The sequence below is a fragment of the Nocardia kruczakiae NBRC 101016 genome, from assembly GCF_001612965.1.
In the GTDB taxonomy this organism is placed as follows: Bacteria; Actinomycetota; Actinomycetes; order Mycobacteriales; family Mycobacteriaceae; genus Nocardia; species Nocardia kruczakiae.
The window spans coordinates 26134-46278 of sequence record NZ_BDBL01000056.1; the positions used below are offsets into that span (position 1 = coordinate 26134).

Genomic DNA, 20145 nt, shown 5'->3' on the forward strand with positions numbered 1-20145 from the left:
TCCGGACTACCGATTCGGATGTTCGCCACGCTCAACGGCGTCTCCCGATCACCGTGCCGGCGTAGCTCGCTCCCACCCCGGCCACGACCGCGGCCAGGATGACGATGCCGGCCACGATCGCCGGACGGCGGTCGGCCGCGCGCGCGGGCGGCGGCACGATGAGTTCGGTGGAGCGGAACAGGCCCGCCGGCTGTCGCGGTGCGGTCCGAAGACTCAGTGCCGCAAGCGGATCGATCATGCCCGCACCGACCGAGTTGTCGATGCCGCGAGCGGGTGCGTGCGCACTGGCCTGCAGACGGGCGGCGATCTCCTGCGGCGTCTCGTTCGGGTAGCGCGAACGCAGCAGCGCCGCCACGCCGCTCACATAGGCCGCCGCGAAGGAGGCGCCGCCGACGGCGACCAGTTTGTCGGGCGCGCCGACGCCGTTGATCAGGCCACCGCCGCCCGGACCGAGCGATTCGATTCCGGTGCCGGGCGCGGCAATCGAAACCCACGGTCCGGCAAGCGAATCCGCCATCGGGGTGCCGGTGGCGGTGGTGAATCCGACGGTCAGCACATCCGGGCCGAACCATCCGGGTGACGAAATCGTCTGCACCGCACCCCAATTCCGGGAATCGCGCGGGCGACTCGGATCGATCGGCGGATTCTGCTGACATCCCGAGCTACCGGTGTTGCCGGCCCCGGCCACGATGAGCGCGCCGCGCACGTGTACGGCGAATCCGATGGCCGCCGAGAGCATCGACTGGTCGAGTTTCGAATCCGCGGGCACACAGATCGGCAGCGACACCGTGATCACCCCGGCGCCGAGGTTCGCCGCGTGGGTGATGGCACGGGCCATATTGCGCAACTCGCGGGCCGGCGCCGCGGTGGCCTCGTCCCCCTGCGGCTGTTCCGGACTGAAGGCGCCCGACCGGTAGCGGATCGACACCAGCCTGGCGTCCGGTGCGACACCGCTGAACCCGTCGGCGGAATCCGAAGTGGCGCCGATGATTCCGGCGACCAGCGTGCCGTGCGCATCGCAGTCCGACAGCCCGTCGCCCCCGGCGGCCACATAGTCGCCACCACCGGTGAGATTGGGCAGCCGCGGGTTGGGGCCGACGCCGGTATCGACGATCGCGACGGTCACCCCGCCACCGCGGCTCAGGGCCCGCGCCTGGCGCAGATCCAGCGCCTGTTCGGGCGGCGGCGTCTGCTTCACGTCGCTGTTGGGCAGCAGGCCGACGGCCAGGCAGCCCTTGTCCTGTTTGGTCGGCACCTCGGGACCGGGCGGACCGTCGGGCGGCGCCGCGCCGACCACCACGTCCGGCGGGTCCAACGCGGCGGCCGGACCGGCGCCCAGCAGGAGGAGCACCGCGACCAGCGCCGTGCTCGCGGATCGGATCGGACGCATCAGATCTCTCGCATGGCGGTGTAGATGCCCATGATCCAGAACGCGATCACCGGGACGATCACGATCAGGGCGTACTCGATCAGATCGATGACGCGGCGGGTCACCGGCGACAGCCGCGTACCCGGAAGCCGAAGCGCCGCAACGCAGGCCGCCACCGCCGCGGCCACCGCGACGAGCACGACCACCAGCCGGGCGCCCGGGGTGTGGTAGGCACCGACCAGGACGAATCCGAGACCGGTCAGGGTGATGGCGGCGGCCGAGACCAGTGCGAGGGCCTGCACGCGATCCGGGAACCAGCGCGAGCGCAGCACCAGAATCCCGGCGACCGCCACGGCCAGCACGATTTCGCGGATCCCGCCCGGGCTCGCCGCGGCGGTGACGACCGTCGACACCGACAGCAGTACCGCGACCGCCGCCATCAGTCCCCGCAGGCTCGTCACGGCCAGCCGGGCGCGGGCTTCGATCCCGGAGTGGGCCCGGCGCCGATCGCGCTCGTCCTGCTCCTCGAGTTCGGGATCGGCCTCACGGGCGGCCTCGGCGTCGAAGATGTCGGTCAAGGTCGACGGCGCCACCTCACTGCCCGGATCGGGCAGATCCGGCGGGCGGATGCGCGCGATCACGACCGCCAGCCGGGGCGCGGCCGTCAACACGATCAGGCCCGCGAAGACGAGACCGGCGGTGACCTGCCGCAGCGCGATATCGAGATAGGTGGCCGGGACCGCGGCCGCGGTGATCACCACGCCCAGCACGGTGACCGACATCAGTGTGGCGATCCCGAACCGGGTCACGCGCATCATGGTCGCCGCCGATACCGCGGCCACCACGGCCCCCGCGGCGATATTGGCCGCGGCGAACGCGCCCGGCTCGCCGTAGGCGGGCGGCACCAGCATCGCCCCGCCGGCGGACAGCAGCGGCACGGCAGACAACGCCAGGCCCAGCGAAATGCCCGGCGCCACCCGCCGCCCGCGCACGACCAGCGCCGCCACCCAGTACGCCACGCCGAGCAGCAGTGCGGGCAGCCCGCACCACCACACCGAACCGGTCTCGGTCCACGACCAGGCCAGCATTCCGGCCGCGGCGACCGCACCCACGCCCAGCGCACTGACACCCACGATCGCGATGGTGCCGCGGTCGAATTCGGCGAATTCGCGTTCGTTGATCATCGCCAGGGCGTCGGTGATGTCCTCGACGACCGGGGTGAACATCTCCGCCGACTCCACCGCGGTGAGCATGAGCACGGTGCCGTCGACCACGTCGTGATCGGCGAGGCTGCGCCACCGGGGAATCGGCGGCTCGCCGGGCCGGGCCAGACTCCACTGGCCGCTGGGCGGAGTGAAATCCACGTTCTCGTCGTCGATCGCGCGCGACAGGACGCCGAGCAGATCGTCGATGAAGGTCTCGATGGTGAATTTGGTCGGCACCACCACATCGACCTGGTAAGTGGCGACCATGATCGCGATCCGGGCCCGCGCCACCTCGGCCGTGGGCGCCGCCGCCGCGGGGGCGGTCGCGTAGGCAGCGGTCATCGCCACCCTCCGCGATCGCCGCCGGCCATCGGCGAACCCGGGAAGCCGTCGGCCAGCGCGGCGGCGAGTTCCTCGAACGCCAGGCCCGTGTCCTCGTCGAGCAAGCGAAGGTCGATCTCGCCGCCCTCGGACAGATGCGCGTCGTAGGGCAGTTCGAAGGTGGGCCGCTGCGCGGTGGCGAAGAGCTTCTCGATCTGGTCGACCTCGACGGTCGGCTTCACCGGATGATGGTGGACGATCGCGACGATCGATTTGGCGATCAAATGTTGCATCCCATGCGAATTCAGCCAGTTGAGGGTGGCGACCGCGCCCTTCACCCCGCCCACGGTCGCGGGCGTCACGACCAGCACCGCGTCACTGGTGTTCAGAACGCTCCCGGTGGCCGAATCCAGTACTCCGGTACCGCAATCCACGAGCATCAGGTTGTAGTGGCGGCGCAGGATCTCGACGGCGGCGGAGTATTCGCCACCCGAGAGCGCCTCGACCGACTCGGTATTCCACGGCGAGGCCACGACGGCCAGATCGGCGTCGTTGATCGAGGTGAACGAGTGCACCGCCGAGAACGCCTCGAGATTCGGCGAGCGAACCAGATCCCGGAGCGTCAGACCGTAGGGATGCGGCCGGGTCCGGGTCGGCAGATCGCCGAAATCGGGATTCGCGTCGATCGCCACCACCCGGTCCGGGCGCAGGCGGGCGAAGGTGGAGCCGAGCGCCGCGGTCACCGTGGTGCGCCCGACGCCGCCCTTCACACTGATCACCGCGATCTGGTAGGTGCTGTTGAGCTGACGGCGGATACGCCCGCGACGATCCTGCTTCCGTTGTTCGGACGGCGACAGGCCGAGATTGAAACCGACCTTGTTCAGCGCGCCACGCACGCCGCTGGTGGACTTCAGCTGGGCGCGATGGGCCGCGGCGATATCGGCCAGCAGCTCCGCGGAAGTCAGTGCGGCGGGCAGGATCTCGACGCGCTCGGAACTCTGCACCCCTCGCTCGACGCGGTCCGGGACCCGGGCGGCGGCCGGTGATGTCCCGGAGTAGGAGGCGGGCGCGGCGGTCTGCGGCGAGGTCGCGGCCTGCTGCCACGTCGCCGGCGCGGCCTGGGTTGCGGAATGCCAGCTGGCAGCGGATGTTTCGGCTGGTGGGGCCGTACGGGAGCTCGGGGCGTCGGCGGTGGGTGTGGGCGGTTCGGCACCGGCGCGCATTCCGGCCGACTGCGCCGGCCCGGGCTGTACCGAACCCGGCTGCGCCGCTCCCGATGGCGCGGCGCCCGATGGAGTCACTCCTTGGTGCGTGGATCCCGGGTGCACCGTACTCGGAGCCACCGGCCCCGTCTGCGCCGGTCCCGTCGCTGCCGAGCCGGACTGCGCGGATCCGGTTACCGCCGAACCCGGCTGCACGGATTCCGGTGGTACCGAACCCGGCTGCGCGAAACCGGTTGCCGCCGAACTTGTCTGACCGGGACCCGCTGGCACCGCGCCCGGCTGCGGTGCGCCGGTGGCTCCGGAGCCGACAGCCGCCGATCCGGTCGGCGCCGCACCCGGTCCTACCGGGGGCGCGGCGGGGCGTGCGGGGTCGGCGGGCATCGTATTGCCGGCCGGTTCACTCGACGGCTGCATTGCGGCGCCCGCGGCGGAACCGGCCGGCGCGGGCGCATTTGCGGCCATCGAGGTCGAGGCCGGTGACGTCGAGGCCGGTGACGTCGAAGCCCCGGAGTCACCGGTGGGCGCCGGGCCCGGCTGATCGGGCACCGCCGCGAAGAAGGCGTCGTAACCGCCCCGAGCCCGGACGGCCTCGGCCGCATGCCCATTCGTACTCGGTGCTCGGTTCATGTCCCTCATCCTCTCCAAAAACGCCCGGCCGGCACTCTCATTCGGCGCGACTGGTTTCGAACCAGCTGCGGCCGGGTAGAAGGTCGACCAGTGCCGCGACGCCGGCGTGCAGCGCCGCGTCGTCCCCGGGCGCGTACGTCGCCCGAATCCGCCCGTCCAGCGCCATACTCGGAGTCACGACGATCCGGCCCGACACGGTGTCGAGCACGGTCATACAGACCTCGGGTCGCGGCGTCGTACCGTCGTGGTGCTCGGTGACGACGATCTCCGCGCGCCGCACGATCTCGTTCATCACCCGGGCGAGCAGGCTCGCCGTCCGCGATTCGGCGCCGAGTTCGACCAGTGCCCGGCGTCGTTCGGCCGGCTCGGCCGGAACCTCGGTGAAGTCCTCGGCCCACGCCGACAGCGGCGTGAACTCCAGGGCGTCGGCCGGTCCCAACGCCGCCGACAACGCGCCGGTCAGCGCGTCCAGGCGGCGCTCGCCCGCGGGTACCGACTGGATGACGACGTGGTCGTCGGACCGCACCGCGAGCACCTGGGTCTCACCGGAACGAACCAGCGACAGCCGCAGCATATCCTTCGGGCCGCCGTCCAGGCCGGTATCGATGATCCGGGCGACCAATTCCACATCCGGCCGGTACAGGCATCGCAGCCAATGCTCGATGGTCGGGTGCACCCGGCCATCGATCACCATCCCGGCCTCGATCAGCTGATCGGTGACCACGGCATGCACCCGGTCCCGATCCTCGACCCGGTAGATGTTGGGCATCAGTGCCAGCACCGGAGGATAGGAGTCGATGCCGACCAGATGCCGAAGCACCAGGGCGGCATCGACATTCAGATCGATCGCTACCGGATCCTCGATCGCATCATCCACGCATGCTCGCGGCACTGGCCTTGTCGGCAGTCTGGACCATACCCTGGCTACCGGCGGCGAAGTGGATCTGCGTGTTCAGCTTGACCAGGTTCGCCTGGTGGGCCGCCAGCAACTTGTTCAGATTCCCCGAGACCTCCTGGTATGCCTCCGAGGTAGCACCGCCGAGGAGGCTCGCCAGCGTCTGCTGCAGGTTTCGCAGGTGGTTGACATTGTCCTCCATCGCCTGACCGAGTCCCTTGAGCGTTGTGTGGTGCTCATCGACGTGGGCGAAGTTGAAGTACATATTTCCGGCCATGATTCATCGAACCTTTCGTATTGTCGAAGAATGAGATCTGCTGGGCACCAGGGGTTTACGTGAGCGAGGTCAGGGAGATCTTTCCGGACGAGGCCGGGCCGGAACCATCGGTGGCGTTGAGAACGCCGTCGCTGCCGTCGTGGGCCATGACCTTCTGCGCGGCGTCGAGGTCGTCGTAGTCGACCTGGCCACCGCGCTTCTGGATCTGGGTCTGGATCCGATCCAGTTCCCGCCAGAGGTTCGTCCCGCTGGTGTGCAGATCGGCGAGGGTGCTGTCGATCGCCGTACCGGTGTGCTGACTGCGCACCGCGGTGTTCAATCCGTGCCGAGTCGCATCCAACGTCCGGAGCTGATTCTCCAGCTCACCGGCCGCCAGGGCGGTCTTGGTGGCGGCGGTGTTCCAGTCGTCCGATGTACCCTGCATCACATTGGGATTGGTCATTTCTCATTCCTTTCGAGGTTCGATTCACAGTCGGCTCCGCACCTGGCGGAGACGTTGAGGGGAGGCCCGTCGGCTCCCGGCGTACTAGTCGCGGCTCCGGTATTCACCGGGGACATCCATCGAGACCGGAACCGGCTCGTCCTCGACGCGTTCGAGTACACCGAAGGCGGGCACCAGTTCGGGTACGGCGTCGATCGCGTGGTCGTCGTCGGCGTATTCGATGACCCCGACCACGGGCGCCTGCTCGAGCACCGGCACCTCGTCGTGCTCACCGGGTACGAAGACCTTCGAGGGCTTCTTCTCGTCGTCGCGACGCCGGCGCATCCGCGCTTTGGGCGCCACGGCTCCCCGCGGGACGTTCCGCGGCGGCACCGGCCCGGTGGACGGTTCGGTGGGCAGCGCGCCGAATGCCCGCGCGCCCATCGGGTTCCAGTTGGCCGGCATCCGGAATCCGGCGCCGGAGGCGGGCACGGCACCCAGCCCACTGCGGGCCATCGAGAACGTGACCGCGCTGCCCACACCACCGTTGAGCCCCATGAGGGTGGTCGAATACGGTGACGTTCCGTAGAAGCCGTGCTGTTCCTGGGTCAGATAGTTACCGTCGCCGCCGGAGTTACCCAGCGAATCGGTCATCGACGACATGGCGTCGTTGACGTCGGAGACCGCGTTCTCGGCCTCGGTCCCGCCCGGTGGGGTCTGGGTGGGATCGACGCCGGTATCGGCCGGGTCGGTGGAGCCGCCACCGGGTGACGTCGGGTCGTGGCCGCCACCCATGTCTCCCGACCCGTCGCCGGGACCGCTGCCCGGGCCGTCGCCGGGACCGCTCGGCCCGCCTCCGGGACCGCTCGGCCCGGTGTGGCCTGCGGGACCGCCACCCGGGGTCTGCGGCGGATCGAAATACGTCGTGCCGGAAGGCCCGCCGAATTCACCACCGTCGCCGGCGATCGTGGGCGCCACCGTCGGCGGCGGCAGCGCGCCGATCAGGCCGCTCGAGATCCCCTGGTAGGTGTACATGGTTTCGGCGGCCCGCTCCCACATGAAGGCATAGGCCAGCTCGTTCGCCGCGATGAGCGGTTCCGTGGCGCCCATCGACACACTGCTCGTCGCCGCCAGTGCGACGCTCATGGCCCGGTTGGCGAGGATCATCGGCAACGGCGGCATCGCCAGGCGCGCACCGTGATTGGCGGCCGCGGCGGCGCCCACGATCATCGAGGTCTGCTTGGCGACGACCGCCTGTTGCCGATACCACTCGGTGTGCCGGCTGAACGCGGTGTGCGCCTTGGTGCCGGCCTCGCCTTCCCAGGCGACCTGCATGACACCGTTGGAGCCCTCGAAGCCGGTCGCCGCCGCCATCAAGGCTTCCGAGACCGCCTCGTACGCGATCGAGGTCGCCTCCATGGGCTCGGGCCCCGGCCCCGCGAACAACCGGGCGGAGTTCACTTCCGGTGGGAGCGCGGCGAAGTCGAACCCCTCGATAAAACTGACGGCGGCACCGGCCATGCCGGCCAGCGAGGCCGCGGCCTCCGCACTTGCCTTCACATCACCGGCGACCTGGCCGAGTCCGGCGGCCGCGCCGGTCACTGCGTCCATCGCGAACTCCCGAAGGGTGGGTCAGATGTAGACGATGCCGGGCTCGGCCGACTTGACCCGGGCCCCGCCCGCCGAATCGCCGAATTCGTATCTGTGGATCGACTCGGGCAGTTTTCCGTTGCCCTCGTGGAACTTCGAGATGCCGTTGTCGGTGATGTTGTAGTAGCCGGACTTGTAGCTCTTGAAGGCCGCCGACAGGCCGACGCTGACCGGGTCCGCACCGGCCGGGATCGGTTCACTGGCCACCGATGCCAGGCGCATGAGTTCGGCCAACGTCGAGGCGGTCGCGGTATTGGTGGTGTACACAGCCGCGATGACTTCCGGACTGAACTGGAGATACATGGAGGTCTCCTAACGAGTGCCGCCGACTCTGGTGTGAGCGGTTACAGAAAGAACGCTATGGCATTCCCGCCCTTGGGAATGTTGTGCGGGATAGGCCACATCTTCCGGTCTATTCCGGCCGTGGCACCCATGCGGCCTGGACCAGATCCCGGCGCGACTGCAGCGGCTCGACGAAGATGCCCCGGCCCACCGGTTGTTTGGTCGCCTTCACATCACCGATCAGCATGCCGTCGAGTTTCGAACCGTCCATGATGAATCCGGAGCTGTTCAGATTCTTGATCTGGCCGAGAACGTTGTCGTACAGGGCCATATCGGCCTGTGCGATATTGCGCGCGACGATGAGATGGAATCCGGTGTCGCGGCCGTCGACGATGAGGTCCTTCAACGGATCCAGCGGATTGAGCCCGCCGCGCGCCGAGACCATGTGATAGTCGTCGACCACCACGAAAACCTCGGGGCCGTTCCACCACGAACGTTCCCGCAACTGCTGGGGAGTGACGTTGTCCGGTGGGCGCCGGGCACGCATCGTCTGAGCGAAGCCGGGCAGGCTGTCGATGAGATCGCGCTCGCTGGTCAGATAACCGATCAGCTGCTCGTCCGGAATCGCCTCCATATGCTGGCGCCGGTAATCGACCAGAACCACCACCGCCTGGGCGGGGGTGAACTGGGTTCGAATCGATTCCAGCAGCGCGGCCAGTACCGTCGACTTGCCGCAGCCCGGCGAGCCGATGACAGCGAAATGGGTGGAAGTCCCGAAATCGACTGTGGCGGGGCTCAGATCGGATTCCCGGACCCCGAACGGCAGCTGCAGTCGTTGCGCGAGGGTCTGCGGCGCCTGCCGCCCCGTGACGATCTCGGCCATGGTGATCTGGGCCGGCAGCAACTTGACCGCGGGCGCGCGGCGGCCCTCGAACCGCCGCTCCAATTCCGCGATCGCCGCGCTCATACCCTGCGCCGCGGTTTCCGCGTCGCCGGAACCGTCGATGCGGGGCAGTGCGGTCAGCATGTGCAGGCCGTCGGCCGAAATGCCGCGGCCGGGACGGTCGGGCGGAATGGAGGCGACCACCGCGCGGTGATTGTTGAAGACGGTGTCGGTGAGATCGCCGAGCCGCAATTCCAGCCGGGTCTGCAGCAGATCTTTGACATTCGGCCGGATGGCCGCCCATCGCGAACTGCTGACCACCAGATGGATTCCGTAGTTGAGGCCTTGCAGCGCAATGGTTTCCATCACGGGCAGATATTCGTCGAAATACGGCCCGTTGACCGAGAATCCGATATCCCACCCGTCGATGACGAAGAAGACGTCACCGTGGGCGTCACCGCGCGCGGTCAACTCCGCCGATTCCGCCGGGGACTGACGCCGGCGGCGGAATTCACGCATGCTGTCGATTCCCAGCTCGCTGAACAACGTCTGCCGGTGCGCGATCAGATTGGTGATCAACGCGAAGGTTCGCCGGATCCGGTCCCCTTCCCGCGCCGAGGCCACCGATCCCACATGCGGCACCCCGCGCAGACCGGACAGACCGCCGGAGAAGTCCAGGCAGTAGAACTGCACCTGTTCGGGGCTGTGGGTCAGCGCGGTCGCGATCACCAGGGTTTGCAGCGCGGTCGATTTGCCCGACTGCGGTCCACCGACCACGGCGAGGTGACCGCCCGCGGCCGACAGGTCCACCGTCCACACGTCCTGACGCTGCTGACGCGGCTTGTCCACGATCGCCAGCGGAATCTGCAGTTGCCCGGGCTGAACGGCGGTCACCAGGCGTTCCAGGGTCGGCGGCACCCCCAGCGGCGGCAACCACATCTTGTGTGCGGGACGCCCGTGCCCGGCCAGCTGCGCGAGCACGGTCTCCATCAGCGTCACCGCGTCGTTCTCGTCCTCGGATTCGGGCAGGACGAGCCGCGGCTCCACGACCGGTTCCGGGCGGGCGGCCACGACATGGGCGGTGGTGAACCGTTGCGGCGGTTTGTATCCGCCGCCGGGGCGCCGAGCCCGCTGCGCATCGGCCGGGGAGGCCGCCTGCGCGGGGGGGATATAGGGCGAGCCCACATACGCGGCCTGGAAACGCTGCAGATCGCCCGCGCCGACCCGCAGATATCCCGAACCCGGCTTCTTGGGCAGGTGGTAGGCGTCGGCGGTGCCGATGGCGTCGCGGGAATCGCTGGTCTGGTTGGTGCGCAACGCGATTCGGTAGGACAAATGGGCCTCGAGCTCACCCATCCGGTTGGCGGGCACCTTCTGCGAGGCGAGCAGCAGATGGATGCGCAGCGAGCGGCCCAGCCGGCCGATGGCGACGAACAGTTTCGCGAAGTTCGGATGCTGTTCGAGCAGTTCGGCGAACTCGTCGAGGATGATCAGCAGGGTGGGCAGCGGCGCCAGTTGCGCGCCCTGTTCGCGCGCACGCTCGTAGTCGGCGACGTTGGCGAAGTTGCCCGCGTCGCGCAGGACTCGCTGCCGGCGCGCCATCTCGCCGTTGATCACGTCCTCCATACGGGTGACGAGATCGGCTTCTTCCTCCATGTTGGTGACGACCGCCGTCACGTGGTGCAGGCGGTCGAAGCCGAGGAAGGTCGCACCACCCTTGAAGTCGACCAGCAGCAGGTTCAGCACATCCGGTGAGTGGGTCGCGACGGCCGAAAGCACCAGGGTCCGAAGGAATTCCGATTTTCCGGAGCCGGTGGCGCCGATGCACATGCCGTGCGGGCCCATGCCCTCCTCGGCCGATTCCTTGATGTCGAGGTAGACCACCTGTCCGGCGGGGTCGTGGCCGAACGGGATGTTGAGCCGGGCCCGGTCGATGTCGCGGCGGCGCGGCCACTGCCGGTCCGCGCGGATCGCACCGGGATCGACGACCCCGACCATCTCCTCCCACGACGTCCCGGTCCCGGCCTGTTCGGCGACCACCGCCTCCACCACCGTGGACAGCCGGAACGGTGACAGGCCGCGGGCCAGGGCCGTCATCGCCGGGACCGAGATGGTGTCGGCGACACCCACCCGGCGCAGCCCGCGCGCGGTCACCTCGTGCAGTTCGCGATCCTGGGAGACGGTGAATTTCAGTGCGCGCGGCAGACTCTGCTCGGTGCTGCCCAAGCGCACCCAGGTGCAGCCGTCCACGCCCGAGACGTCGCGTTCGCTGGCCGGGCCGCTGATGTCGACGAGCAGGATGTAGTGCGTGCGATCCAGGGTGGGTTGACTGTTGGCCGAGAAGGGGCCGCGGTTGAGTCCGGCGAGGACCTTCGACCGCAGTTCGGCGACCGTGCGATAGACCATCCGGCTGGAGCCGATGGCATCGGTCTCACTCGGATGCTGGGTGTGCGGAAGCCATTTGAGCCAGGCCCACTGCGGGGCGTCGGGATCGGCCAGCACGGCGGCGATGGCCACCTGGTCCGGCCCGTGCAGCACCGCGATCTCCGCGATCATCGCGCGCACGAGCCCGGCCACCGCGTCCTGATCGCCGTCGAATCCCACCTGCGGCGCCGAGAGCAGATTGATCGCGACCGGCATACCGCCCACGGTCGAGTACGCCTTGGCGAACCGCGTGACCTCGACGACGCCGACGGGATCGAGATCGGAGGTCGGGGCGGCCTCGGGCACGATCACCCGGACCTGATTCGCGATGCGCCCCCGGCCGATTCGCACCCGCAGGAACTGCGGGCTGGCCACCTGCACCTCCCACATCCGCTTACCGCCGACCAGGCGGGCGATCTCCGCCGGGCCGGGGTGGGTGTGGCGCAGATAGGTGTAGAGCTCGGCTTCGGCGGTGTGTACCGTCTTGCGGTTCTCGCCGATCGACCGCAGATAATCCTTGCGTTCCTCGTTGAGCGAGGCGGCGCCGCCGGAACCGTTGCCGCCCATGCCGCCACCGATCATGCCGAACATCGACACCAGCATCATGACGGGGAAGAACATCATCATCGGGTTGACGGCTCCGCCACCGCTGCGGAACATCATCACCATCATCCCGCCCATACCGGCGACCATGACGACCGGCATGATCATCCGAATCCGGGACGGCGGAACAGGTTTGGGCAATTCGGTGGGCGGCTGCAACCGCAACTCCGTGACCGCCGGCGCCTTCGGCCCGCGTTCGGCGCGGGCCGGGCGGACGAAGCGGCGTGTGCTGGTCATGGACCCCCACCTTCCGACTGCTGGGGCAGACCGACCGCGGACTTGTCGGACGGAATTCCGTCGTGCTGGACGCGGGCGTCGCGCTGGGACAGAACCGGGCCGACCGCGAACAGCGACACCACACTCCACGGTGCGGGCAGTGGCGCCCGCAGGCCGAGCGCGGCCAGGGTCTGATCGCCGATGGCGCCCGGAGCCACATCGATGCCGTAGCGCACGCCGCTGTCGGAGATCCAGTACAGCGACTCCCGCAGCGGCGAGGCCGGATCGGCGCCGGTGACCTGGACGAACCGGCCCGTGCCGCCGGGCAGATACGCGGTGTCGGCGGTGGCCCCGTGCGAAGCCGGCGCGGTGACCAGGCCGACGATCCGGCTCTGCTGTTCGGCGGTCAGCGGGAGCCGTCGCCCGTACAGCACTCGGGTGCTCGCATTCGGATCACGGCCACCGCGCGACCAGTGATAGCAGGTCACGCCGTAGCGGTTCGCGTCGACGACCTGGACGGCGCGCGCCGGGTAATCCTCTGTGCCGGGCCAGGTTCCGGGTCGCAGATTCGCGGCGACCACGTCCGGGCCGACCGCCATGGTGGTGGCCGTGCCGTGCGAATCGGCGTTGCGGACGACGGCCGCCAGCACCGCGCTGATCTGCACCAGGCCCGACTGCGAGGCCAGATAGTAGGACGAGGGGCGGTCGGGGCTCGACACGCTCAGCACCGATCCGACGGGAACCGACAGGCCCGACGAGAGCGTGGTGACCCCGCCCGCGCCGGGTACGTCGGGCACTCGCAGCGGAGGCATCTCGGGTATCGCCTCGATCAGCCCGCGCGAGGCCTGCGGAATCGGCATGGTGGCGTCGATACCGAGGGCCAGGGTGACCGCGGAGTCGCGCAGATCGATCGCCGCGCGCACCACCCCCTTGTCGCGGTCGTCGTAGACCAGCCAGGTGATCGAACCGTTGCGCAGCAGTCGCGCCTGATCACCGGACAGTGCGTGGGTGGTCTCCTCGTCCACGGTCAGCGGGCCGCCGATGGCGGTGGTGACCACCGCGGAACCGGCGGTCGTGGGCAGGCCGGTGGTCCGGTCGATCGGCGCGTCCGCGCCGGTGCGGGTGGTGTCGCACACCGTCCACGAGGAGTCGGTGTCGGTGCTGCCGACGATGCTGTCGGGAGCGCCCGGAATTCCCACCCACGGGCCGCGCGGATACTTGTCCAGCTCCTGCTGGGAGACCGGCACGGGGTTGGCCGCCTTACCGCTGATCAGCCGCGCCGAGGTCAGATTCAGCGCCGGATGCAGCCGCCCGCCGACCTTGACGTAGAGCGCGCCGGTGTTCTTGTCGGCGACGATGTCGGCATTGCCGACCTGTTTGGCGGGCTTGAAGAACGCCATCACCGCGGCGCCGGCGACGACGACACAGGCCAGCGCGATTCCGATCGAGAGCGCGGTGGATCGGCCGCGCTGCGGATCGTCGATCATGGAGACCTCGCGCCGCACCAGCGCGTGCTCGATCCGGCGCAGCAGGAACCGCCACCCCGATATCTGGTGCTTGGTCACCACCCGGAATCGCGCCATGGCGTCAGCTGGTCGCGGCCGGCGCCAAACCCGACAGCGCGGCGGCGATGTCGAAGGCGTCGATCGTCATCAATTCCTCGTTGGTGAGTGCGGCGATATCGACGTTCTCGCGGGTGAAGCGGTAGTCGCGTTCGGCCTCGGCGGCCTCGACGACATTGCGGATGAACCGGCCGTTGCCGGCCAGATCGATCAACCGGCGTCCGTTCTTGGTCTGCGAGGCGAGCTGATCGCAGCGTTCCCGCAGCACCTCGCGCGCCTGTTCGGACAGCAGCGAATCCTTCTTGCGCGCAATGTGATCGGCGATCTGGACCAGTTCGTCGCCACCGTAGCTGGAGAAGCGGATGCGTTTGGTGAAGCGCGAGGCGAGACCGTCGTTGGAGGCCAGGAACCGGTCGATCTGATCCTCGTATCCGGCGATCACCACCACCAGCTTGTCGCGATCGTTCTCCATCCGCGCCAGCAGGGTGTCGACGGCTTCCTTACCGAAGGCGTCACCGCCGGACAGGCCCTCCTGGATCAGGGTGTAGGCCTCGTCGATGAACAGCACACCGCCGAGCGCGGAATCGATCAGGGCGTTGGTCTTGGGTGCGGTATGGCCGAGGTGGGTGCCGACCATGTCGTTGCGCGACACCTCGATCACTTCCGGATTCTCGACCACGCCCAGGCCCGCGAAGATCTTCGCGATGACGCGGGCGATCGTCGTCTTACCGGTACCGGGCGGTCCGGAGAAGATCAGGTGCTGCGATTTGGATTCCACCGCCAGCCCGCGCTTGGCCCGGACCTGATCCATCAGCACGCCGGACTTGAGCCGGTCGACCTGTTCCTTGACCGAATCCATGCCGATCTGGGCCTGCAGCAGGTCCGAGGCCTCCGACAGCAGCGCTTCGCGTTCCTGTTTCGCCGACGCCGCCGCCGCTTCGGCGGGATCGTCGCCGGTGGTGGGATCCCACAGGTCGGTGCGCGAGGCGAGCAGATCCGGAGTGGTCACCTCCAGCCGGTAGGTCTTGTCGCGAACCGCGCGCTGCCACTCCTCGCGCTCGGACCACAGCCCGGATCCCTGCAGCCCCTTGAGAATTCGATCGGCATTCTCGTGATCGCCGTTGTGCCGGTACAGCATTCCCAGCAGGAAGTGCGCATCGGCCCAGATATAGGAGAGGTTGCCCGAGGAGCTGTCCTCCACGATGCGTTGCGCGCGCGGCATCGCCTCGCCGAGACGGCCCAGATGCGCCAGCGCCTGCGCCGCCATCAACTCGGCCGCGATGTCGAGCAGGCCGTCCTCGATGACCGGTTTGGCGGTGCGGGCGGCCAGCACGTCGGACCAGCGCTTGGTCCGGAAGAACAGCGACATCCGCACGAAGTCGGCGACGTCGTCGCTGGGCACCTGATCGAGTATGGCGGCCGCTTCCTGCCATTCCCCGCCGTCGGCATAGGAGCACGCCTGCGCGATCGCGATCTGATCGCGGTCGGCCATCGCCACTCGCAGGCCGTACATGCCGATTTCGACCTGACACCACAGCGACCGGTCGACCAGACCGGCGCGCTGTTGATCCCGATAGAGGTTGTGGACCGATCGATAGGCGCCGTAGATCACCTCGGAGGTGATGTCGCCGGCCATGGCGCGACCCATCCAGGCGTCGCACATATCCGGATCCAGATCGGTCGCGGCGCGAAAGGCCGCCATCGCTTGTTGTTCGTTGCGCACGCCCCCGGCGACCAATCCCAGAGATTGAACACCCGTATAGAACGCGTCCTCGGCCGCTGACACCTGGACATCCCTTTCGACGCTCTCGCCTGCCCGAACCATAGACAGTCCCCGACCCGGGCGAAGATCGCCATTTCCCAGCCATGGGAATATGCGGAATCGCACGCTCGGATGCCCGGCCCACCAGGGCGCGACCTGCGTGAACAGGGAACGGCCACTAACCAACACGGTGGGCCGCTATTGAATGTACCGTTATTCGACGGTATGGTTATTCGTGTGGATCGGCAGTCCTCATCCTGACGATCCGCGCTTCGGAACGAGTGCTCGCACACCGCGATCCGGCCACGGGCACTCGTTCCGAATCAGCACACGACACAGACCATCACATCACCCGCACCACGACGGCCTCACTGGGCATGCGCGACCATTTGACCGTCGAGCCCGAATAGGGCGCCTCGATGACCATGCCGTTGCCCGCGGCCAGCTGCACGTGTTCGGGTCCGCGCGCGCTGAACGACCCGGCCGGGAAGACCAGATCCCCCGGCCGCACATCCTGCGGCGGAATACGCACGCCACTGTAGATCTGCTCGTAGGTGGTGCGCGGCAGGACGACCTTGCCATCGGTCGCCTCGGCGATCGCGTACTGGGTGAGCCCGGAACAGTCGAATCCGCCCCCGCTCGGACCCCCGGCCCCACCGCCGCCCCACACGTAGGGAAGACCCAGATACGCGCTCGCCGCACTCACCGCCTTACCGCCCGCCGTACCGTCCGACGGGACCGGCCGGTGCATCGCCGGCAATGCCCGGGCCGTCCGCGCCACCGACGTGGTCCGCGGCCGCGGCCGGCGCGGGCGGCGCCGGCCCGGATTCGAGGTGAGCCGCCCCCGAACGGTTTTCGGCGTCGCGGGCGGCACGATCTGCGCCGCGTGCCGATGCGCCTCGGCGAGGTCGGTGTCGACCTGGCGGGCCGCATTCGTCACCGCGGTGTGTGCGGCGTCGAGCAGAGCCGGGCCGCTGAAGCGGGTGTCGCCCACGGCCGCGATGGCACGCAGCCGCGTCTGCAGATCGGCGATCTGACCGTTGACCACACTGCGGCCCTTGATCGTTCCGTCGCCGGCAGCGGTGACCGCCTTGTGCACCACCGCATCTCGTTCGGCATGCGCCCCGGCGACCGAGGCGTGCATCCCGGCGGTTTCGTGATAGCCCGCCATCAACGCCCCGGTACGCAGGTCGATGGCGGAATTCGACGGGGCCGCCGAGGACGGCGCCGCCTGCACGGCGGGACTGCCGGTACCGTAGAGCTTCAGCAGGGAATTCAGGACGCTGTCGAGTCCGACGGTCAGTTGTGGCGACATTCGACCGCCTCGCCATCGCTGCGCATCGAACGCCTCCCGATTCGGCCCGGCTGCCCCAGGACCAGCGAAACTCGCGGAACTTCGCGTACCCGAAGTCGTCCACGACTATGCGGCACCGTCGCCGCGATGCGGAAACCGCATGACTTCCCATTTGCGGGAAGGGCCGACAATGAGGACGAACTCGAGGGAGGCGGTGCAGCGGCATGCCGGAGAACACGGCTGGAACCGAAACTATCGGCCTGCCGAAGCTGTTGCAGGACGGCGTCACACCCGCGACCGGACTGCCCGTGGCGGGCAGTAACGGCGTCACCGGCTCCGGCCCGCTGGGGGCGAATGCCTTTGCCGGGCCGCAGTTTCCGGCCGGCGGACCGCAGACCGACACGCGCGTGATCAATGCCCCGCAGACGCCCGGCGCGGGACCGCCGGCCACACCCGGATCCGCCGGCCCACCACCCGGCGGCCCGCACGAGCCGGGCGGGCCCACCAAACCGGGGCCGGGCAAACCGGGACCGACCAAGCCCGACCCCACCAAACCGGACCCCACCAAGCCCGACCCCACCAAGCCCGACCCGACGAAACCCGACCCCACCAAACCGGACCCGACCAAACCGGCGCCCACCACTCCCCCGCCGGCCAATCCGGAGAAGCACTACTGGACCGTCGAACTCGACCCGCCCCCGGGTGCGAAACCGGCGGTCAAAGCCATTGTCGCCCTGGCCCGTACGGCGATCCAGACCGCGGTCGACCTGCTCGGTCGCGGCATGCCCGTGCCACCGCCGGAGGTGGCCAGTCTGCTGAAGCCGGTGGTGTTCACCAATCTGGGGAAGAGTGACACCACCGTCGGCTACCGGCAGGCCATGGCCGCGGTGAACGCGCGGCAGACCTCACTGCTCGAATACGACCAGCAGATCGCGCGAACCTCGGTCCTGGTGGCCGCCAGCAAGGACGAGACACTCGCCAGTATCAAGAACATCGTCGCCGAACTGCAGGCCGTGGTGAAGGCGGTGCCCGCGAAGGCGACCACCGCCCAGCAGGCCGCCCTCATGCAACAGATCAGCGCGGCGGTGGCACAGGTCTACCGCCTCGTCGACGCGGTCTACGCCGACAATCAGTCCCGGGCGGGCACCAGCAGCGGCTCGGGGTCCGGTTCCGGCACCGGCAGCAGTTCTTCCAGCGGTTCCGCCTCGGGTGGTAGCTCGGCGTCGGGCGGGGGTGGCGGTCTCGGGGACATCCTCGGCCAACTGCTGCCCATGGCCGCGATGATCCTCCCGATGGGAGCGATGGTGGCGGCGCCGCTGGTCACCCAGGCGATGCAGAAGAACCAGAAAGACAAAGAGGCCGAACTCCATTCGAACGGCGAGGTCACCCCCGGCACCGGTGCGGCACCGGCGGCCACGGACCCGAACGCGGCCGTGCCGAACGCCGCCGGACCGGCCGCCGCTCCCGCTGCCGTGGCACCCAACGGCGCGCCGACCGCTCTCGCCCCAGGCGCCGCGGCGCCGGGCACCGCCGCGCCCACTCAGCTGGCGGGCCCCACCGGCCAGACTCCCGGTACCCCGCCGCCGATCACGGCCCCGGCCACCGGTGCGTCGGCCAAGGATCGGACGAAACCACCGACCGCCGCGCCCGATCCGAATGCCGCGACACCGCAGGAGCCGGAGAACGCGAGCGAAGTCGCGCCGTAACGCGCGATCGGGCCGGGCGAGTTACCCGAGCGGTGCCGGTGGACGAGCGAAACGTCCACCGGCACCGCCTTTTTCAGGGGCGTCCGGTCACATCGGGTGCGGCTGTGTCCGGAGCCGAGACCGCACCGGGCGGCGGTCCGCCCGCCGTCGGCGGTGCCGATATCGTGGAAGGCGCGACCTGGGCGGCGGGGGCGGCGACCGGACCGCTCGACGCGGCCGCGGGGCGCGAAACCCGCTCGTCCACACCGGTGGACACCGCGGCCGGGGCGGGGACGAAGCGCGGATGCTTCACGATCTGCTCGTGGGCATAGACCGCGTCGCGCAACTGCTGGCGCGAGGCCTCGCCGGCCAGCAGCAGAACCAGTTCGTTGCAGCGACGTTCGAACACGAGGGCGCGCAACGCCGCGGCCTCGTCGTCGACCCGCAATTCGCCGACGTCGACCCGTCCGACGTCGACCCGGTGCGGCAGCATGGCCGCGGTGAGCAGATCGTCGGCATCGCGTAGTTCTTCCCACCACGAGGCCGGGATCGGGCGGCCGGACCCGAGCGCGGACAGGATCCGGTCCCGGATGCCGCGCGACTGCGCCGCGTCGGGCCCGCCGGGAGCGCTGCCGGCGACCAACCGGTGGGCCTCGGCGGCCAGTTCCTCACAGTGCGCGCGGATCTGCGCATCCGGAACGGCCGCAACGTGTTCCAGGGCCTCGACGGATCCGGCGAGGGCCAGCCGGTCGGCGGTGTCGGGGGTGAACACACGCAAATCGACGTCGTAGGAGGGGCCGACCAGATCCTGCATGGCCACACTCGGGAACCGCTGCCGCAGTCCGTGGTCGATCGATCCGGACGAGACCAGCGCGGTCAGCTCCGCACCGGCCTTGCGGCCCCAGGCCAGACCGAATTCCGCCAGCACCCGCGCCGGATCCGAGACGCCTTCCCACGGCGATGCGGGGTCGCCGGAACCGTCGGCGAGCACGTCGTCCCAGATCCACGGTGAGGACACCTCGCGCGGCAGATACAGCCCGGCCGGGAACCAGCCGCGGCCCTCGTTGGAGGTGATGAACACGCCGGCGCCGGCGGGGCCTCGCAGGACCGCCACGGCCCAGTGCAGGCCCAGCACGGACGAATCCACCGCCGCCAGCACCGCACCCAGCAGGGTGCGGGCGATCAGCAGATCGTTGTCCACGGCGTCGCCGACAACGTAGGCAGGTTCGGCCTCGGCGTCCTTGGCCTTGGCGACGGCGGCCGCGAACGGGGTCGGCACCGGAACCGGCGGCAGATCCCCGGCGGCGGTGGTGCCGTTCGGTCCCTGCCCGCGCTCGTCGGGCCCGAAACCGGACGGCGGGCCGGCCGGACCACCCGGAGGTACCACACCGGACGGCGGGGTGGTGCCCAGCGGACCGGACGGACCCCCGGCGGGGCCACCGCCCG

14 protein-coding genes and 1 pseudogene are annotated in these 20145 nt (G+C 69.4%); 2 read left to right on the plus strand and 13 right to left on the minus strand.

Annotated elements, in window-relative coordinates; genetic code table 11:
• Positions 1-31: 31 nt before the first annotated feature.
• Genes mycP through NK1_RS29670 form a run of 3 tightly spaced genes read right to left on the minus strand, consistent with a single transcriptional unit; the run spans position 32 to position 4118 of the window.
• Positions 32-1390: a type VII secretion-associated serine protease mycosin gene (gene mycP / locus NK1_RS29660; RefSeq protein ID WP_063014049.1), complete on the minus strand. Its 1359-nt coding sequence runs from the start codon at positions 1388-1390 to the stop codon at positions 32-34.
• Positions 1390-2916 (minus strand): type VII secretion integral membrane protein EccD, encoded by a 1527-nt coding sequence (eccD, locus tag NK1_RS29665; protein ID WP_063014069.1) that lies wholly within the window; start codon positions 2914-2916, stop codon positions 1390-1392. The genes mycP and eccD overlap by 1 nt, the downstream gene beginning before the upstream one ends.
• Positions 2913-4118 carry a CpaE/TadZ family protein gene (locus tag NK1_RS29670; RefSeq protein WP_084461770.1) on the minus strand — a complete coding sequence of 402 codons (1206 nt, stop codon included), beginning with the start codon at positions 4116-4118 and terminating at the stop codon, positions 2913-2915. Before NK1_RS29670 ends, eccD begins: the two co-directional genes overlap by 4 nt.
• 292 nt (positions 4119-4410) lie before the next feature.
• Here NK1_RS29670 and NK1_RS34790 point away from each other — a divergent pair, with 292 nt between their 5' ends.
• Positions 4411-4656 (plus strand): hypothetical protein, encoded by a 246-nt coding sequence (locus NK1_RS34790; RefSeq protein WP_157104496.1) that lies wholly within the window; start codon positions 4411-4413, stop codon positions 4654-4656.
• A gap of 126 nt (positions 4657-4782) precedes the next feature.
• On the opposite strand, the gene NK1_RS29675 is transcribed toward NK1_RS34790, so the two are convergent.
• From NK1_RS29675 to NK1_RS29715, 9 genes are all read right to left on the minus strand, one after another.
• A complete protein-coding gene (locus NK1_RS29675) occupies positions 4783-5622 on the minus strand; it encodes an ESX secretion-associated protein EspG (RefSeq protein ID WP_063014051.1) in 840 nt (279 codons plus the stop codon).
• The gene (locus NK1_RS29680; protein WP_143860641.1) at positions 5615-5917 is read right to left on the minus strand and encodes a hypothetical protein; all 303 of its coding nucleotides are present in this window, start codon (positions 5915-5917) and stop codon (positions 5615-5617) included. The genes NK1_RS29675 and NK1_RS29680 overlap by 8 nt, the downstream gene beginning before the upstream one ends.
• Before the next feature lie 55 nt (positions 5918-5972).
• Positions 5973-6359 (minus strand): hypothetical protein, encoded by a 387-nt coding sequence (locus NK1_RS29685; protein WP_063014053.1) that lies wholly within the window; start codon positions 6357-6359, stop codon positions 5973-5975.
• Positions 6360-6443: 84 nt separating this feature from the next.
• A complete protein-coding gene (locus NK1_RS29690) occupies positions 6444-7949 on the minus strand; it encodes a PPE family protein (protein ID WP_063014055.1) in 1506 nt (501 codons plus the stop codon).
• A 21-nt stretch (positions 7950-7970) separates the two neighbouring features.
• On the minus strand, positions 7971-8291 hold the full coding sequence (locus tag NK1_RS29695) for a PE domain-containing protein (protein WP_036508131.1): 321 nt from the start codon (positions 8289-8291) through the stop codon (positions 7971-7973).
• Between the two features lie 109 nt (positions 8292-8400).
• On the minus strand, positions 8401-12417 hold the full coding sequence (eccCa, locus tag NK1_RS29700) for a type VII secretion protein EccCa (RefSeq protein WP_063014057.1): 4017 nt from the start codon (positions 12415-12417) through the stop codon (positions 8401-8403).
• Positions 12414-13979 carry a type VII secretion protein EccB gene (gene eccB / locus NK1_RS29705; RefSeq protein ID WP_063014059.1) on the minus strand — a complete coding sequence of 522 codons (1566 nt, stop codon included), beginning with the start codon at positions 13977-13979 and terminating at the stop codon, positions 12414-12416. The genes eccCa and eccB overlap by 4 nt, the downstream gene beginning before the upstream one ends.
• Positions 13980-13983: 4 nt before the next feature.
• Positions 13984-15744 (minus strand): type VII secretion AAA-ATPase EccA, encoded by a 1761-nt coding sequence (gene eccA / locus NK1_RS29710; RefSeq protein WP_036508126.1) that lies wholly within the window; start codon positions 15742-15744, stop codon positions 13984-13986.
• Between the two features lie 319 nt (positions 15745-16063).
• Positions 16064-17035 carry a C40 family peptidase gene (locus NK1_RS29715; protein ID WP_063014061.1) on the minus strand — a complete coding sequence of 324 codons (972 nt, stop codon included), beginning with the start codon at positions 17033-17035 and terminating at the stop codon, positions 16064-16066.
• A 203-nt stretch (positions 17036-17238) separates the two neighbouring features.
• Here NK1_RS29715 and NK1_RS29720 point away from each other — a divergent pair, with 203 nt between their 5' ends.
• Positions 17239-18720 (plus strand): hypothetical protein, encoded by a 1482-nt coding sequence (locus NK1_RS29720; RefSeq protein ID WP_063014063.1) that lies wholly within the window; start codon positions 17239-17241, stop codon positions 18718-18720.
• Between the two features lie 73 nt (positions 18721-18793).
• On the opposite strand, the pseudogene NK1_RS35200 reads toward NK1_RS29720, so the two are convergent.
• Positions 18794-20145 (minus strand): annotated as a pseudogene (locus NK1_RS35200) (hypothetical protein); the annotation flags it as partial.

Bases quoted from the DNA above. Each gene is read 5' to 3' on its own strand.
- NK1_RS29720 (WP_063014063.1), top strand. From the start codon at position 17,239: ATGCCGGAGAACACGGCTGGAACCGAAACTATCGGCCTGCCGAAGCTG.
- NK1_RS29670 (WP_084461770.1), bottom strand. From the start codon at position 4,118: ATGCGCGCCGGTGCCGAACCGCCCACACCCACCGCCGACGCCCCGAGC.
- NK1_RS29690 (WP_063014055.1), bottom strand. From the start codon at position 7,949: ATGGACGCAGTGACCGGCGCGGCCGCCGGACTCGGCCAGGTCGCCGGT.
- eccD (WP_063014069.1), bottom strand. From the start codon at position 2,916: ATGACCGCTGCCTACGCGACCGCCCCCGCGGCGGCGGCGCCCACGGCC.
- eccCa (WP_063014057.1), bottom strand. From the start codon at position 12,417: ATGACCAGCACACGCCGCTTCGTCCGCCCGGCCCGCGCCGAACGCGGG.
- mycP (WP_063014049.1), bottom strand. From the start codon at position 1,390: ATGCGTCCGATCCGATCCGCGAGCACGGCGCTGGTCGCGGTGCTCCTC.
- NK1_RS29680 (WP_143860641.1), bottom strand. From the start codon at position 5,917: ATGGCCGGAAATATGTACTTCAACTTCGCCCACGTCGATGAGCACCAC.
- eccB (WP_063014059.1), bottom strand. From the start codon at position 13,979: ATGGCGCGATTCCGGGTGGTGACCAAGCACCAGATATCGGGGTGGCGG.
- NK1_RS29685 (WP_063014053.1), bottom strand. From the start codon at position 6,359: ATGACCAATCCCAATGTGATGCAGGGTACATCGGACGACTGGAACACC.
- NK1_RS29695 (WP_036508131.1), bottom strand. From the start codon at position 8,291: ATGTATCTCCAGTTCAGTCCGGAAGTCATCGCGGCTGTGTACACCACC.
- NK1_RS29715 (WP_063014061.1), bottom strand. From the start codon at position 17,035: ATGTCGCCACAACTGACCGTCGGACTCGACAGCGTCCTGAATTCCCTG.